This is a genomic window from Roseateles sp. GW821-FHT09H10 (assembly GCF_059415865.1).
The window spans coordinates 1,393,332-1,409,029 of the sequence record NZ_JBWKOB010000002.1; the positions used below are offsets into that span (position 1 = coordinate 1,393,332).

Genomic DNA, 15,698 nt, shown 5'->3' on the forward strand with positions numbered 1-15,698 from the left:
GCTTGTCACGGCGGGGTTTATGGTTTTTGGAGCCCCGCTGGAGTCCTGAATGGCGGCCTATCTCGTCCGACGCCTGTGGCAGATGATCCCGACCTTGCTCGGTGTCGTGCTGCTGGTGTTCTTCCTCTTCAAGTATTTCGGCAGCGACCCGGCCATCATCCTCGGCGGCATGAATGCCAGCCCCGAGCAGATCGAGGCCATCCGCGACCAGCTCGGCCTGAACAAGCCGGTCTGGGAGCAGCTGCTGATCTTCATCAAGCAGATCGTCACCTTCGACTGGGGCCTGAGCTGGGCCACGCGCGAGTCGGTGGCCAATCTGTTCGCCACCCGCCTGCCGGCGACGCTGACGGTGACGGTGCCCATCCTCATCCTCGAGGTCATGCTGGCCATCCCCTTCGCCCTGGCCGTGGCCACGGTGCGCGGCAGCCTGACCGACCGCGCCGTGATGATCAGCACGACGGTGGCCGTGTCCATCTCGCTGCTGGTCTACGTCATCCTGGCCCAGTATGTGTTCGCCTTCCGCCTGGGCTGGTTCCCGGTGCAGGGCTGGACGGGCAGCCATTGGACCAATCTGACGACCTACGCGCCCCTGCCCATCCTGGTGGCCGTCTGCGTCGCGATGGCGCCGCAGATCCGCCTGTACCGCAGCTTCTTCCTGGACGAGATCGGCCACGACTATGTGCGCACCGCGCGCGCCAAGGGCATGACCGAGGGCACCGTGCTGCTCAAGCATGTGCTGCGCAACGCCATGATCCCCATCCTGACCAATGTGTCGGTGCTGCTGCCCGGCGTGCTGGTGGGCAGCTTCCTCATCGAGGTCTTCTTCTCCATCCCCGGCCTCGGCCGCGAGCTGCTGCTGGCCGTCAACCGCGGCGACTATCCCGTCATCCAGGCCTTCGCGATCTATCTCGCGGCGCTGACGATGACCGTCAACCTTCTGGTGGACCTGCTCTACAAGCTCGTCGACCCGCGCGTGGTTCTCAAATGAGCACGGTTTCCAACTCCTCCGGCGGCGTCTGGGCCGCTTCCTGGCGCCGGCTCAGGACCGACCGCGTCGGCGTCGTGTCGATGTGGATCGTCGGCGCCTTCCTCATCCTGGTGCTGCTGGCCGCCACCAACCTGGTCGCCGCGGGCTGGCAGTCCGAGATCGGCGTGCCCAATGCGCCGCCGACGCTGCTGGGCCCGCAGCCGGCCGAGGACACCGGCACCATCGTGGCGCCCAAGGGACCGAATGTCGACCTGTCCGACATCGATCCGCTGGCACCGCGCTATGCCGAGTGGGCCGAGCGCGCCAAGAGCTTCAAGACCGAGGAGCTGGCCAAGGCCGAGACCCTGCCCCTGGGCGGCGACCGCCTGGGCCGCGACGTGCTGGCCAAGGTCATCAAGGGCGCCGAGGTGTCCATCGTCGTCGGCCTGGCGGCGGCCGTCGTCGCGACGCTGATCGGTACCGTGCTGGGGGCCCTGTCGGGCTTCTTCGGCGGCAAGGTCGGCGACCTGCTGGAGTGGGTCTACAACGTCTTCACGGCCATCCCCAGCATCCTGCTGATCTTCGCCTTCGCGGCCATCTTCCCGCGCGGCATCGGCGCGGTCGTGGCCATCCTGGCCCTGACCGGCTGGACGGGCATCTACCGCCTGATCCGCGCCGAGTTCATGAAGCACCGCGTGCGCGAGTACGTGCGCTCGGCCGAGGCCATCGGCGCCAGCCAGTGGTCGCGCATGTTCAAGCACATCCTGCCCAATGTGTCGCACGTGGCCTTGGTGCAGCTGTCCCTGCATGTGGTGAGCTTCATCAAGAGCGAGGTCATCCTGAGCTATCTGGGCCTGGGTGTCGGCGTCGACCAGGTCTCCTGGGGCACCATGCTGGGCGAAGCGCAGAACGAACTCATCCTCGGCTACTGGTGGCAGCTTGCCGTCGTCGCGGTCTTCATGGCCGTCTTCGTCACCGCCTTCGCGCTCTTCACCGACGCGCTGCGCGATGCCCTCGATCCCAAGCTGCGCGGTCTGGAGTAAGCGCCATGTTGCTCAGCATCCAAGATCTCAAGGTCGCCTTCCGCATGGGCAAGGTCGACGGCGTCATGCAGCGCCCGCCGGTCGTCAAGGGCGTCAGCTTCGACGTGCCGGAGAACAGCACCGTCGCCCTGGTGGGCGAGTCGGGCTCGGGCAAGAGCGTGACGGCCATGTCCATCCTCAACCTGCTGCCCAGCAATGCCGAGCGTGAAGGCCGCATCCTGTTCCAGGGCCGCGACCTGCTGCAGACCGGCCTGCGCGAGCTGCAGGCCATCCGCGGCAAGGACATCGCCTGCGTCTTCCAGGACCCGATGAGCTCGCTGAACCCGGTGTTCAACGTGGCCACGCAGATCTGCGAGCCGCTGATGAAGCACATGGGCATGAGCCGCCGCCAGGCCCTGGTGCGCGCCGAGGAGCTGCTGCACGAAGTCGGCATCCCCGAGCCCAAGCGGCGCCTGTCGGCCTACCCGCACGAGATGTCGGGCGGCCAGCAGCAGCGCGTCATGATCGCCGTGGCCCTGGCCTGCTCGCCCAAGCTCCTCATCGCCGACGAGCCGACGACCGCCCTGGACGTGACCATCCAGCGCCAGGTCATGGAGCTCATGGCCAGGCTCAAGGAGAGCCACAAGATGAGCCTGCTCTTCATCTCCCACGACCTCGGCGTCGTCGGCGAGATCTCGGACCAGGTCGTCGTCATGCGCCATGGCCAGGTGCGCGAGAACGCGCCGGTCGAGCAGATCTTCAACCACCCGCAGGACGCCTACACCAAGGCCCTGCTGGCCTGCCGCCCCTCGCTGACCGAGAACCCGGCGCGGCTGATGGTCATCGACGACCACATCGCGGGCCGCACCGCGTCCAACGACATCAAGGCCAAGGACGACAGCGCGCCCGTCGTGCTGGAGGTGACCGGCCTGCAGAAGAGCTTCTGGCTCAAGGACGGCCTGTTCGGCAAGCGCGAGTTCAAGGCCGTCAAGGGCGTGAACTTCAAGCTGAAGAAGGGCCACACTCTGGGCGTCGTCGGCGAGTCCGGCTCGGGCAAGACGACGATGGGCCTGACGCTCTTGCGCCTGCACGAGCCCACCGGCGGCCAGGTGCTGTTCGAGGGCCAGGACCTGCTGAAGATGAGCGGTGCCGACTGGCAGCAGATGCGCCGCCGCATCCAGGTCGTGTTCCAGAACCCCTATGCCTCGCTGAACCCGCGCTTCACCATCGCCCAGACCCTGCGCGAGCCGATGGAGATCCACGGCATCGGCAAGGACACCGCCGAGCGCGAGGCGCGCGCCGTGGCCCTGCTGAAGAAGGTCGGCCTGGACGAGAGCGCCATGGCCAAGTACCCGCATGAGTTCTCGGGCGGCCAGCGCCAGCGCATCGCCATCGCGCGCTGCCTGACCCTGCAGCCCGAGGTGCTGGTGCTGGACGAGGCCGTGTCGGCCCTGGACGTGTCGGTGCAGGCCCAGGTGCTCAACCTGCTGAAGGACCTGCAGGACGAGTTCGGCCTCAGCTACATCTTCATCAGCCACGACCTGGCCGTCGTCAAATTCATCTCCGACGAGGTGCTGGTCATGCAGAACGGCGATGTCGTCGAGCAGGCCCAGACCCAGGCCCTCATCGCGGCGCCGCGTGAGGAGTACACGCGCCGGCTGCTGGGCGCCGTGCCGCGCGGCTACCAGGGCGGTGTCGCCCGGCCGGCCTAACCGGGCGATTTTGACGGTTGCGTGCAATTTCAACGGTCTCGGGCGTGGTTACCGCGACAGCGCCGCCGAACCGCGCTGAAATCTGCGCCACGGCCTCACTTGCCAGGCCGTTGACCGTCTCGATGCATCGACCTCTGGCTTCCCGATCGACGCTGTGCGCGGCGCTGGCCGCGTTGGCCCTGCTGTGCGCCTGCTCGCCCGGCGAGGGCCCCGGCACGTCGCCGTCCGTCGCCTCGGCCGTGCAGGACGAGGGCCTGGCCCGCGACCTGGAACGCATCGAGCGGGCCGCCCGTGCCAAGCCGGGTGCGCTCGAGCAGGAGCTGCGCGCCCGCGGCGACAAGCTCACCCCCGGCAGTGCCGCCGAACTGGAAGTGCTGGCTCTGCGCGGCCTGCTGGTGGCCCTGGCGCGCGACCGCGCCCTGACCGACCAGATCGCCCAGCGCCTGCGCGACTGGCCGGCCGGCAACCTGCAGCGCGCCGGTGCCGTCGTCGCCGCAGCCAGCATCAGCGCCGAATACCTGCGCTCGCATGGCGACCTGCGCGAGGCCCGCAAGGCCTTGCTGGGCGTCGACACCGTCCAGCTCAATGCCGCCGCGCCCGTCATCCGCTGGCGCTACCACCACCAGCTCGCCGGCATCGCCAGCGACTCGGGCGAGCTCGACCTGTCGCTGAACCATGGCCACGCCGCCCAGCGCCTGGCCGAGCAGATGGGCCAGCCCTGGCGCGTTGCGCTGACGCTGGTGGACCTGGCCTTCACGTCCAGCCGCGCCGACACGCCGGCGCGCGCCCGCCAGCTCATCGGCCAGGCCCTCACCGAGGCCCAGAAGGACCCGGATCCGATGACGCTGAACCAGGTCTACACGATGCGCGGCATCGTCTATGCCGACGACAGCGACTCCAGCATCACGCTGCAGGCCAACTCCGATGCGCTGGAGCAGGCCACGCGCGCCGGTGCCGACTCGGTGCGCGCCCTGGGCCTGGCCAACTTCGCCGACTACCACCTGCGCCAGGGCCATCCGGCGCGTGCGCTGGAGCTGGCCGAGCAGGCCCTGCCGCTGGCCCGCTCGACGCGCAACATCAGCGCCGAGAGCGTGGCCCGCTCCAACATCGGCCTGGCCAAGATCGCCATGGGCCGCATCGCCGAGGGCCGCGACGACGTGCGCGCCGGCATCACGCTGGACGAGCAGCAGGGCGCCCTGTCCTATGCCTCGGCCGGCTGGCAGGAACTGGCGGGTTATCTGGAGCGTGCCGGCGATCTGGCCGGCGCCATCGCCGCCTACCGCGAGCACCGCCGCATGGACGAGCGCGTGCTGCGCGACGAGACCCGCAAGCTGCTGCTCGAGGCCCAGGAGCGCCAGGACGCGGAGCAGCGCGCCCGCGACATCGAACTCCTCAACCGCGACAACGCCTTGAAGGCCGAGCAGGTCCACCAGCGCAACCTGGCGCTGACGCTGTGGTCGGCCATGGGCGGCTGCATCCTGGTGTCGCTGGGCCTGCTCTACCAGGCCTTCAGGCGCGTGCGCCGCACCAATGAGGCCCTGGCCCACAGCAATGCCTCGCTGAAGCGCCAGAGCGAGACCGACCCGCTGACCGGCCTGGCCAACCGACGCCACTTCCAGGCCGCCATCAAGAGCCTGGCCAGCAGCGGCGGCCTGTCGGCCAGCGTCTTCCTCATCGACATCGACCACTTCAAGCGCATCAACGACAGCTTCGGCCATGCCGCCGGCGACGTCGTCCTCATCGAGATCGCCGGGCGCCTGCGCCAGGCGGTGCGCGACGACGACCTCATCGTGCGCTGGGGCGGCGAGGAATTCCTCATCGTCGCGCGCACCCATGAGGGGGCGTTCGCGCCCCAGCTGGCCCAGCGTCTGCTGGACCTCGTCGGCAGCAAGCCGGTGCGCCACGACGGCCGGGACATCCACGTCACCGCCTCCATCGGCTTCGTCAGCCTGCCGGTGCCGCCGCATGGGCTGCGCCTGTCCTGGGAACGCGCCATCGACCTGGTCGACACCGTCATGTATCTCGCCAAGGCCCATGGCCGCAACAAGGCCTATGGCGTCGAACGCATCCACGCGGAGGACGCCCTGGCCGCGGCCCAGCTGACGGCCCGCCTGGAGGCCGCCTGGGCCGAGGGCCTGGTCGGCCTGCAGGCCCTCAGCGGCCCGGCCCGCGCGGCCGACAGCGGCTTCCATCCCGACGCCGCCAGCCGGCCGGCCAACGCATGAAGGCCGCCGTCGCGTTGTGGCTGATGCTGGCCGGCGCCGCCGCCCTGGCCGCGCCCGTCGTCGCCCCCGATCCGGTGGCCGAGGACACCGTGCTGGCCAACATCACGCGCCGCGCCTTCGACGCACCCGAGGCCATGCTGGCCGAGCTGAACCAGCGCTGGCCCACCCATGCCGAACCCGGCCAGCCGCGCGAGTCGGCCTGGCTGATGGCGCGCGGCCGCGTGCTGCTGCACGCCGGCCGTGCCGAGTCGGTTGACGCCACCGCCGTGCAGCTGATGGCCCGCGAGGACGGTGTCGACCGCAGCTGGCTGCTGCGCGCCCTGGCCCAGGAGCGCGCCGGCAAGTCCGCCACGGCCCTGGCCACGCGGGCCCTGTCGGGCCTGGACAAGCGCTGCCCGGCTGGTGACGAGGTGCGTGGCGTGCGCGAGCTGGGCTGCGATTTCCGCAGCGCCTGGGAGGCCCTGCGCATCCTGCAGCGCGAGCAGTACGCCCAGGGTGCCTTCGCCGTCTCGGAGGCCAATGTCAGGCGCGCCCTGGCGCTGGCGCGGGCCGGCGAGGACAAGCATCTGACGGCCCTCAGCCACGGCATGCTGGCCGTGTCCCTGCAGTCCCAGGACAAGCTGGACATGGCGCGGGCCGAGCTGCGCACCGCCGCCGCCGAGGCCGCCGGCGATCTCGTCGCCGGCGCGCGCGTGCGCAACTACGAGGCGGCCATCGAGCGCCGCGCCCGCGACATGGCGGCCTCGCGCAGTGCCGTCGAGGCGGCGCTGCTGCTGGCCGAACAGGCCGACGCGCCGCATCTGGCCGCGCAGCTGCGCTCCAACCTGGTCGACTCCTACATGCATCTGGGCATGCCCAAGGAGGCCATCGCCGCCGGCCAGCGCGCCATGCCGGTGCTGCAGCGCTTCGGCGACCGCTTCTACGAGCGCAGCACCCACCACAACTTGGCCGTGGCCCACATCAAGCTGCGCCAGTTCGAACATGCCCGCGCGGAGCTTGCCAAGGTGGGTGAGTTCGGCTCCGACCCGGGCGACCTGGTGCTGCGCGCCCGCGAGCTGCGCGAGCTGGCCGAAACCTGGACCGAAGCCGGCCAGTACAAGGAGGCCCTGGCGGCCCTGCACGCCGAGCGCGACCTCAACACCCGCGCCAACGAGCGCAACCGCGCCGCTGCGCTGGAGGAGCTGGGCCGCAAATACGACAGCGCCGCCAAGCAGCGCGACCTGGACCTGCTGGCCCGCGACGGCCAGCTCAAGGACCAGCAGATCTCCAACCAGCAGCTCGCCCAGCAGGTCGGCGTCGCCGTCGGGGCCCTGCTGCTGCTGTCCGTCGCCCTGGTCGGCGTGACCCTGGTGCGCATGCGCCGCGCCCAGGCCAACCTGACGGCCAACCAGAGCCTGCTGCGCGCCCAGAGCGAGCGTGACCCGCTGACCGACCTGTCCAACCGCCGCCATTTCCTGGCCGTCATGGACCAGGCCGCCCGCGAGGCCAAGGGCGAGGGCTTTGTGGGCGCGCTGATGATGATCGACATCGATCACTTCAAGAACGTCAACGACTGGCATGGCCATGCGGCCGGCGACGCCGTCATCGTCGAGGTGGCGCGCCGCATCAAGGCCGCCGTGCGCGACAGCGACCTCGTCGTGCGCTGGGGCGGCGAGGAATTCCTCGTCTTCGCGCCCGAACTGCCCGGCGACGACCTCGCGCTGATGGGCGAACGCATCCTGCGCTCCATCGGCGGCCAGCCCATCGAGACGCCCGAGGGTCCGCTGCGCGTCACCGCTTCCATGGGTTTCGCCAGCTTCCCGCTCGGCGGCTCGGCCGGCGCGGGCCTGCGCCTGCACTGGGAGCAGGCCGTCAACTGGGCCGACATGGTGCTCTACAAGGCCAAGGCCGAGGGCCGCAACCGCGGCGTCGGCATCAGCGCCGTCGAGGCGCCCGACAGCCATACCCTGACCGCCATGCTGCAGGACTTCGATGCCGCCTGCATGAACGGCCAGGTCAGGCTCAGGCAACTGCCGGGACCGGCCCAGCCATGAATGCGTTGATGCCAAGGCGCCGCCTGCTGATGTGGCTGAGCGCCCTGTCGACGCCCACCGCCTGGGCCCAGCCCAATGGTGCCTGGCCCGCGCGGCCGCTGCGCATCGTCGTGCCCTATGCGGCCGGCGGGGCCTCCGACGTCGCCGCGCGCCTGCTCGCGCCCGAGCTGCAGAAGAGCCTGGGCCAGCCGGTCACCGTCGACAACAGGCCCGGCGCGGACGGCAATATCGGCACGGCCGAAGTCGCCGGCGCCGGCGACGGCCACACCCTGCTGATGGGCAGCGTCGGCACCCATGTCATCAACCCGCTGCTGTCGCGCCGGCTGCCCTATGACCCGGTGAAGGACTTTTCGCCCGTCGCCCTGGTGGCCACCGTGCCCCTGGTGCTGGTCGTCAACCCCGGCATCGCGCAGAGCCTGGGCATCCGCCGCCTGCCCGACCTCGTGCACGCCGCCACTGCCCAGCCGGGCCGGCTGCATATCGCCTCGGGCGGCAACGGCAACCCCTCGCACCTGGCCGGCGAGCTGTTCAAGCGCCTGACCCAGACCTACATGCTGCACTTCCCCTACCGCAGCACGGCCTCGGCCCAGCAGGACGTCATCGCCGGCAACATGGACCTGATGTTCGACTCCCTGCCGACGGCCCTGCCGCAGATCAAGGCCGGCAAGCTGCTGGCCCTGGGCGTCACCAGCGCCCGGCGCAGCTCCAGCCTGCCGGATCTGCCCACCGTCGAGGAAGCCGGCGGCCCGGCGCTGAAAGGCTACGAGGCCAGCGCCTGGATCGGCCTGTTCGCCCCCGGCAGCCAGCCGGCCGAACAGCTGGCGCGGCTGCAGCGCGACAGCGTGGCGGCGCTTGCTGGTGCCGTTCTGCGTGAGCGGCTGACCAACCGTGGCATGCTGGTGCATGGCAGCGGCGGCCCGGAGTTCGCCGCGCTGATCGCCGCGGAGACGGCCAAGTGGGCGCGCGTCGTCCAGCTGTCCGGTGTCAAGGTAGACAGATAGAGTGAGCCCCTCGCCCAGCTCCGCGCTGCTGAACGCGCGCGGGTCTGGTCGGTCCCCCGAGGGGACGGCGATGCTCGCGGCATCGAGCCGCGAGCACACGCCCGAGCGGGCCGGCTAGGGAGCGGCCCGTCGCTCGGCCCGAACAAGGACAACTGCGATGGAGACTGCCATGAAGCTGAATCGCCGCCAGGTCACTGCCCTGGCCGGCAGCCTCGCGCTGCCCGCTTCTGCACAGGCGTCTTGGCCGACCAAGACCCTGCGCCTCGTCGTGCCCTTCACGCCCGGCGGCACGACCGACCTGCTGGCGCGGGCCATGGCGCCCGAGCTGCAGCAGCGCCTGGGCCAGAGCGTCGTCGTCGATAACAAGCCCGGCGCCGGCGGCAATATCGGCTCGGCCGAGGTGGCCAAGGCGGCCGACGGCCACACGCTGCTGATGGGCACGGTCGGCACGCACGCCATCAATGCGGCCCTCTACCCCAAGCTGCCCTACGACCCGGTGAAGGACTTCGCGCCCATCACCCTGGTCGCGGCTGTGCCCAATGTGCTGGTGCTCAATCCGGCCAGCGCCGAGCGCTACGGCATCAAGACCGTGGCCGACCTGATCCGCGTCGCGCGTGCCAATCCGGGCAAGCTCAACATGGCGTCCAGCGGCAACGGCACCTCCATCCACCTGGCCGGCGAGCTGTTCAAGAGCATGACGGGCAGCTTCATGCTGCACTTCCCCTACCGCGGCTCGGGCCCGGCCCTGCTGGACCTGATCGCCGGCAACATGGACCTGATGTTCGACAACCTGCCCTCGGCCCTGCCGCAGATCAAGGCCGGCAAGCTGCTGGCCCTCGCCGTCACCAGCGCCCAGCGCAGCCCGGCCGTGCCGGATCTGCCGACGTTGGCTGAGGCCGGCGGCGCGGTTCTGAAGGGCTATGAGGCCAGCTCCTGGTTCGGCCTGCTCGCGCCCAGCGGCCAGCCCGCCGACCAGGTCGCCCGGCTGCAGCGCGAAGCCGCCGCCGCATTGGGCACACCGGCCATGCGCGAACGCATGGCGGGGCAGGGCGCGGTCGCCGGCGGCGGCTCATCCACCGAATTCGCGGCGCTGATGGCGAGCGAGACGGCGAAGTGGGCCAAGGTCGTGAAGGCCTCGGGCGCGAAAGTCGATTGATGCCCTTGTCGAGGACCTGGCGCGCCGACCTCATCGCCGGCGCCGTCGTCGCCGTGCTGCTGATCCCGCAGAGCCTGGCCTACGCGATGCTGGCCGGCCTGCCGCCGCAGGTGGGCCTGTACGCCAGCCTGCTGCCGCTGCTGGCCTATGCGGCCCTGGGTTCCAGCCCGGTGCTGGGCCTGGGGCCGGTGGCCGTGCTGGCGCTGATGATTGCCCAGGCCCTGGGCGGGCTGCCGGCGGGTGTCAGCGTGACCGAGGGGGCGCTGGTGCTGGCGGCCGAGGTCGGGCTGGTGCTGGGTGTGGCCGCGCTGCTGAGGCTGGATGCCCTGTCCAGCCTGCTGTCGGTGCCGGCCCTGCGCGGCTTCGAGACCGGGGCGACGCTGATGATCGCGGCGGGCCAGTTGCCGGTGCTGCTGGGCAGCGCGGCCGCCGGCTTCACGCTGCCGGCGCTGATCGAGTCTGCCCCGTCGGGCGGCTTCGGCGTGGTCAGTGCCCTGTGGGGTGCCGCCGGCATCGCGCTGCTGCTGCTGTCGCGGCGGGCCGGCTCGCGATTGCTGGCCCGGTTGGCGCCGCTGTTGCTACTGGTCGCGGCCATGCTCATTTCGGCTTTCACGCCCGCCGCGACCGGCGTGGCCCAGGTCGGCGCCTTGCCGTCGCTGGCCTTGCCCATGGCCCTGCCGCGGCTGGACGCCGCGCTGTGGCTGCAGCTGCTGCCGTCGGCGGCCCTGGTGGGGCTGATGGGCTTCGTGTCCAGCCTGGCGGTGTCGGAGTCGCTGGCCCAGCGGCGCGGCGAGAAGCTGCTGCCGGCGGCCGAGCTGCGCGGCCTGGCGGCGGCCAACCTGGTGGCTTCGGTCAGCGGCGGCATGCCGGTGGCGGGCAGCTTCTCGCGCAGCATCCTGCTGCACGAGGCCGGCTCGGCCAGCCGCTGGAGCCTGGTCTTCGTCGCCATCTTCATGTTCATCGCCATGCTGGCCCTGGCCGGGCCGCTGGCCCATCTGCCCAAGCCGGTGCTGGCTGCGACCATCGTTGTCGCCGTGCTGGGCGGCTTCTCGCTGCGGCCCTATCGCGAGGCCTGGCGCTATGCGCGGGCGGAAGGGCTGCTGATGGCGGCGGTCACGGTGGCCGTGCTGTGCTGGAGCATCGCGGCGGCGCTGGCCATCGGCGTGGTCGGTTCCGTCGCGCTGCTGATCCAGCGCACCGCCCAGCCCCATGTGGCCCGCATCGGCCGGGTGCCGGGCACCCAGCACTACCGCAACATCGAGCGCTACGCGGTCGAATGCCAGCCCGAGGTGGTGGGCCTGCGCGTCGACGAGAGCCTGGTGTTCACCAATGCCCGCGGCCTGGCGGATGCGGTGCTGGCCCATGTGCGCGAGCACCGCGCCAGGGTCGGCGCGCCGGCCCGGGTGCTGATGCTGATGGCGCCGGTCAACCACATCGACGTGTCCGGTCTGACGGCGCTGCAGGAGCTGCATGCCGCCCTGCAGGCTGAAGGGCTGAGGCTGGAGTTCTCCGAGGTCAAGGGGCCGGTGCTGGACCGTCTCAAGGCCGTGGGCTGGCTGGAACGCTACGACGTCTCCCTCTACCTCAGCCACCATGAAGGCATCCAGGCCGGTGAACATGCCCTGAGGCCGAGTCTGGCTGACCACGACGCCCCCGGGCAGCTGTAGCCGCGTTCTGCTACCGTCTCGTTCCAATTCCCGGTCCGCGGACGCCATGAACGACAAAGAGACATTGCTCGGCATCCGCCGTGGCATCGAGAAGGAAAGCCTGCGCGCCCTGCCTGGTGGCGGCCTGGCCCTGACCCCGCACCCGCAAGCCCTCGGCTCGGCCCTGACGCACCCGCACATCACGACGGACTACAGCGAGTCCCAGCTGGAACTCATCACCGGCGTGCATGCGGGCGTGGACGATGTCCTCACCGAGCTGACCGAGATCCACCAGGCCGTCTACCGCGCCCTGGCCGACGAGCGCCTGTGGGTGGGCTCCATGCCCTGCGGCCTGCCGGCCGACGAGACCATCCCCATCGGCCGCTACGGCAGCAGCAATGTCGGCCGCGCCAAGAGCATCTACCGCATGGGCCTGGGCCAGCGCTATGGCCGGCGCATGCAGACCATCTCGGGCATCCACTACAACTGGTCGCTGCCAGGTGTGTCGACGGAGGGCTATTTCGGCGCCATCCGCAACTTCCGCCGCGAGGGCTGGCTGCTGCTCTATCTCTTCGGCGCCAGCCCGGCCCTGTGCGACAGCTTCGTGCACGACCGCGAACACGGCCTGCAGCGCCTCTCTAGCCACACCCTCTATCTGCCCTATGCGACCTCGCTGCGCATGGGGCGACTGGGCTACCAGAGCGACGCGCAGAGCAGCATCGCCGTGACCTACAACTGCCTGGAAAGCTACGCCGCCTCGCTGCAGGACGCGCTGAGCCGGCCCTATCCGGCCTACGAGGCCATCGGCGTGCAGACGCCAGGCGGCGACTACAACCAGCTCTCCACCAGCCTGCTGCAGATCGAGAACGAGTTCTACAGCACCATCCGCGCCAAGCGCGTGATCCGCTCCGGCGAGCGGCCCCTGCATGCGCTGCGCGAGCGCGGCGTCGAGTACATCGAGGTGCGGCTGATGGACCTCGACCCCTTCGAGCCGGTCGGCATCGGCGCCGACGCCATCCGCGTGCTGGATGCCTTCCTGCTGCACTGTCTGAACAGCGACAGCCCGGACGACACGCCGGCCGAGAACGCCGCCAACGGCCGCAACCAGCACCGCGTGGCCGCACGCGGCCGCGAGCCGGGGCTGATGCTGGAGCACTGGCGCGGCGGTGAACGGTCCCTGTCCGAATGGGCTGGCGAGATCCTGGCTGCCTGTGCGGTGCATGCCGAGGCCCTGGACGCCGCCCATGGTGGCGATGCCTACCGCGCCGCGCTGCGCCGCGTCGCCGAGCGCCTGCGCAAGCCCGATCTCTGCCCCTCGGCCCGCGTGCTGACCGTGATGGCCCAGGACTTCGACGACAGCTATGTCGGCTTCACCCGCCGCCAGAGCGATGCCACGCGCGCCGCCCTGCTGGCCCTGCCGTTCTCGGATGAACAGCAGCGCCGCTTCGAGAAGATGGCCGCCGAATCGCTGGCCGAGCAGGCCCGCATCGAGGCCGCCGACACGCTGGACTTCGAGGAGTTCCGGCGCTTTTATGTCGCGCCGGAGCGCATGGCGGTCTAGATCCGCGTATCCAGCGCCGCGTAGACCGAGGAGCTGAAGCGCAGGCCGTCGTCCTGCTCGCGCATGGCCCAGCGGGTCAGCTCGTCGGCCGGCATGGGGCGGGCGAACAGGAAGCCCTGCAGCTTGTCGCAGCGCTTGCCTCGCAGCACCTCGGCCTGGCCTTCGGTCTCGACGCCTTCGGCCACCACCTGCAGGCCCAGGGCATGGGCCAGTTCGATGACGGCCTTGACGATGGCGCGCGCGTCGGCGCTGCTCTCCAGGTCCTGGATGAAGCTGCGGTCGATCTTGAGCTGCGACACCGGCAGGCGGCGCAGATAGGCGAGGCTGGAATAGCCGGTGCCGAAGTCGTCGATGGACAGGGCCAGGCCGAGCCCGGCCAGGCGCTGCAGCGAGCGTTCGGTGGCCGTGGCGTCGTCCATGGCGACGGATTCGGTGATCTCGCAGGTCAGGTAGCGGGCATCGACGCCATGCTGGGCCAGCGCGTCCTCGAAGCGGCGCACCAGGGCGTCGGGCTGGCGCAGCTGCTGCACCGACAGGTTGATGGCCACGCGCATCTGCAGGCCCTGTTCCTGCCACAGGGCGATCTGGCGGCAGGCCTCGGCGATGACCCAGTCGCCCAGCGGCATGATGAGGCCGAAGCGCTCGGCCACCGGGATGAAGACGCCCGGGCTGATGGGGCCGCGCTGCGGGTGCTGCCAGCGCAGCAGGGCCTCGACGCCGGTGACTTCGCCCTCCAGCGTGGCGATCTTGGGCTGGTAGTGCAGGGCCAGCCGGCCGCCGCTGGCCTCGCCGGCCAGGGCGGCGCGCAGGTCGCGGGCCAGCTCGACCTGCTCGCGCACGCCGGCCTGCATATGGGCCTCGAAGAAGGCGAAGCCGTTGCCGCCGGCGCGCTTGACCGATTGCGCGGCCGAGTCGGCCTGGGCCACCAGGGCCTCGCCCGGTCCCTTGCCGTCGTACAGCACGATGCCGACCGAGGCGGACAGGCGCAGCGGCTGGCTGCCGGCGCCGGGCACCTCGGTCATGGGCTCGGCCAGGGCGTCCAGCAGGCGCTGGGCGATCTGGGCCAGCGTCGTTTCGCCGACATCGCCTTCCACCATCAGCACGAATTCGTCGGCGGCCAGGCGGGCCAGGGTGTCGTGGCCGCGGGCCAGGCCCTGCAGCCGCCGCGCGGCTTCGCGCAGCACCTGGTCGCCGGCGGCCAGGCCGAAGCTGTCGTTGATGGGCTTGAAGCCGTCCAGGTTGACGGTCAGCAGGGCGAGGCGGTGGCCCTCGCGCTCGCCGCGTGCCGCAGCGTGCTGCAGGCGGTCGTCCAGCAGCTGGCGGTTGGACAGGCCGGTCAGCGGATCGCGCAGGGCCAGCTGCTGCAGCTCCGTCGTGGCGGCTTGCAGCGACTGCTGCAGCCGGTTGGTGCGGCGCTGGCCGCGGGCGTCCAGGGCCGAGGTGACCAGGGTCAGCAGCAGCAGCGCGAAGGTGGCGCCGGCGACGAGGTTGCCGAGGTTGTCGCCGCGCAGGCCGCCCGCGCTCAGGCAGAGGGCGCCTTCGGCAATGCCGGCGGCGGCCATGCCGGTGTAGTGCATGCCGGCCACGGCGGCACCCATGACCAGGGCGGCGACGAACTGGCCCCAGCGGGCCCAGGCGCGCGGCAGCTGGCGCAGACCGAAGAAGATGATGAGGGCCGCGGCGGCCGCGCCGGTGGCGACGCCGGCGGAGGCGGCCACCAGGGCCCAGTTCCACTGGATGCCGGGGTCCAGCACCAGGGCGGCCATGCCGGTGTAGTGCATGGCGCAGATGCCGGCGCCCATGCTGAGGGCGCCTGCCGCCAGCCGCGTCGGCGTCAGCGTCTCCTGGGACGCGACGCGCAGCGCGATGGCCGACACGCCGACGGCGGCCAGCCAGCTCAGCAGTGTGATGGCGGTGTCATAGCCGACCATGAAGGGCAGCTTCAACGCCAGCATGCCGACGAAATGCATGGCCCAGATGCCGGTGCCCATGGACAGCGAGCCGGCGATCCACCAGGTGCGCGCGACCAGCGCATCCGGCGTGCGGACGCGTTGGGCGAGGTCCAGCGCCACATAGGAGGCGAAGGCAGCGGTCAGATAGGACAGCACCACGACCGCAGGGTCGAAGCGCAGCGCGAGAACGGCGGACATGCCGCCAGTATGAAAGCTCAGCGCAAGATTGGATTGCCGCACCCCGTGGCAGGCGTGAAGGGCTGCCGGAACTCTCGCCGACAAACCCGGCCGGCCTCGCGCCCTTGGGCGCGGACGGGCTTCTGGGCACAGGGCCTCCAGGCCCCGGCGCTTCAGTGCCGAGCGGTTCGCGCTAGCGAGGCGCGTGCCCAGTGACCGGCAAAAAAAGACCCGGTCAGCACGCTG

At 70.8% G+C, this 15,698-nt stretch carries 10 protein-coding genes; 9 read left to right on the forward strand and 1 reads right to left on the reverse strand.

What is annotated here, in order from left to right; genetic code table 11:
* Positions 1 to 49 precede the first annotated feature (49 nt).
* From AC07OY_RS14580 to gshA, 9 genes are all read left to right on the forward strand, one after another.
* Complete coding sequence (locus tag AC07OY_RS14580; RefSeq protein ID WP_495043318.1) at positions 50 to 988, forward strand: ABC transporter permease; 939 nt, start codon at positions 50 to 52, stop codon at positions 986 to 988.
* A complete protein-coding gene (locus tag AC07OY_RS14585; protein WP_495043319.1) occupies positions 985 to 2,010 on the forward strand; it encodes an ABC transporter permease in 1,026 nt (341 codons plus the stop codon). The genes AC07OY_RS14580 and AC07OY_RS14585 overlap by 4 nt, the downstream gene beginning before the upstream one ends.
* 5 nt (positions 2,011 to 2,015) lie before the next feature.
* Positions 2,016 to 3,701: an ABC transporter ATP-binding protein gene (locus AC07OY_RS14590; RefSeq protein WP_495043320.1), complete on the forward strand. Its 1,686-nt coding sequence runs from the start codon at positions 2,016 to 2,018 to the stop codon at positions 3,699 to 3,701.
* A gap of 122 nt (positions 3,702 to 3,823) precedes the next feature.
* Positions 3,824 to 5,926 (forward strand): GGDEF domain-containing protein, encoded by a 2,103-nt coding sequence (locus AC07OY_RS14595; protein WP_495043321.1) that lies wholly within the window; start codon positions 3,824 to 3,826, stop codon positions 5,924 to 5,926.
* Positions 5,923 to 7,959, forward strand: a complete 2,037-nt coding sequence (locus AC07OY_RS14600; protein ID WP_495043322.1) for a GGDEF domain-containing protein — start codon at positions 5,923 to 5,925, stop codon at positions 7,957 to 7,959. The genes AC07OY_RS14595 and AC07OY_RS14600 overlap by 4 nt, the downstream gene beginning before the upstream one ends.
* Positions 7,960 to 7,967: 8 nt before the next feature.
* Positions 7,968 to 8,960, forward strand: a complete 993-nt coding sequence (locus AC07OY_RS14605) for a Bug family tripartite tricarboxylate transporter substrate binding protein (protein WP_495043323.1) — start codon at positions 7,968 to 7,970, stop codon at positions 8,958 to 8,960.
* A gap of 169 nt (positions 8,961 to 9,129) precedes the next feature.
* Entirely contained in the window at positions 9,130 to 10,116 is a 987-nt protein-coding gene (locus tag AC07OY_RS14610) for a Bug family tripartite tricarboxylate transporter substrate binding protein (protein ID WP_495043324.1), read from the forward strand.
* Positions 10,116 to 11,783 carry a SulP family inorganic anion transporter gene (locus AC07OY_RS14615; RefSeq protein ID WP_495043325.1) on the forward strand — a complete coding sequence of 556 codons (1,668 nt, stop codon included), beginning with the start codon at positions 10,116 to 10,118 and terminating at the stop codon, positions 11,781 to 11,783. Before AC07OY_RS14610 ends, AC07OY_RS14615 begins: the two co-directional genes overlap by 1 nt.
* Before the next feature lie 46 nt (positions 11,784 to 11,829).
* Complete coding sequence (gene gshA, locus AC07OY_RS14620; protein WP_495043326.1) at positions 11,830 to 13,323, forward strand: glutamate--cysteine ligase; 1,494 nt, start codon at positions 11,830 to 11,832, stop codon at positions 13,321 to 13,323.
* Here the strand turns inward: gshA and AC07OY_RS14625 are convergent.
* Positions 13,320 to 15,473, reverse strand: a complete 2,154-nt coding sequence (locus AC07OY_RS14625) for a putative bifunctional diguanylate cyclase/phosphodiesterase (RefSeq protein ID WP_495043327.1) — start codon at positions 15,471 to 15,473, stop codon at positions 13,320 to 13,322. The genes gshA and AC07OY_RS14625 overlap by 4 nt on opposite strands.
* Positions 15,474 to 15,698: the final 225 nt, after the last annotated feature.

What these genes read in the sequence shown, in the direction of transcription:
- AC07OY_RS14580 (WP_495043318.1), top strand. Translation starts at nt 50, where the DNA reads ATGGCGGCCTATCTCGTCCGACGCCTGTGGCAGATGATCCCGACCTTG.
- AC07OY_RS14585 (WP_495043319.1), top strand. Translation starts at nt 985, where the DNA reads ATGAGCACGGTTTCCAACTCCTCCGGCGGCGTCTGGGCCGCTTCCTGG.
- AC07OY_RS14590 (WP_495043320.1), top strand. Translation starts at nt 2,016, where the DNA reads ATGTTGCTCAGCATCCAAGATCTCAAGGTCGCCTTCCGCATGGGCAAG.
- AC07OY_RS14595 (WP_495043321.1), top strand. Translation starts at nt 3,824, where the DNA reads ATGCATCGACCTCTGGCTTCCCGATCGACGCTGTGCGCGGCGCTGGCC.
- AC07OY_RS14600 (WP_495043322.1), top strand. Translation starts at nt 5,923, where the DNA reads ATGAAGGCCGCCGTCGCGTTGTGGCTGATGCTGGCCGGCGCCGCCGCC.
- AC07OY_RS14605 (WP_495043323.1), top strand. Translation starts at nt 7,968, where the DNA reads ATGCCAAGGCGCCGCCTGCTGATGTGGCTGAGCGCCCTGTCGACGCCC.
- AC07OY_RS14610 (WP_495043324.1), top strand. Translation starts at nt 9,130, where the DNA reads ATGAAGCTGAATCGCCGCCAGGTCACTGCCCTGGCCGGCAGCCTCGCG.
- AC07OY_RS14615 (WP_495043325.1), top strand. Translation starts at nt 10,116, where the DNA reads ATGCCCTTGTCGAGGACCTGGCGCGCCGACCTCATCGCCGGCGCCGTC.
- gshA (WP_495043326.1), top strand. Translation starts at nt 11,830, where the DNA reads ATGAACGACAAAGAGACATTGCTCGGCATCCGCCGTGGCATCGAGAAG.
- AC07OY_RS14625 (WP_495043327.1), bottom strand. Translation starts at nt 15,473, where the DNA reads ATGTCCGCCGTTCTCGCGCTGCGCTTCGACCCTGCGGTCGTGGTGCTG.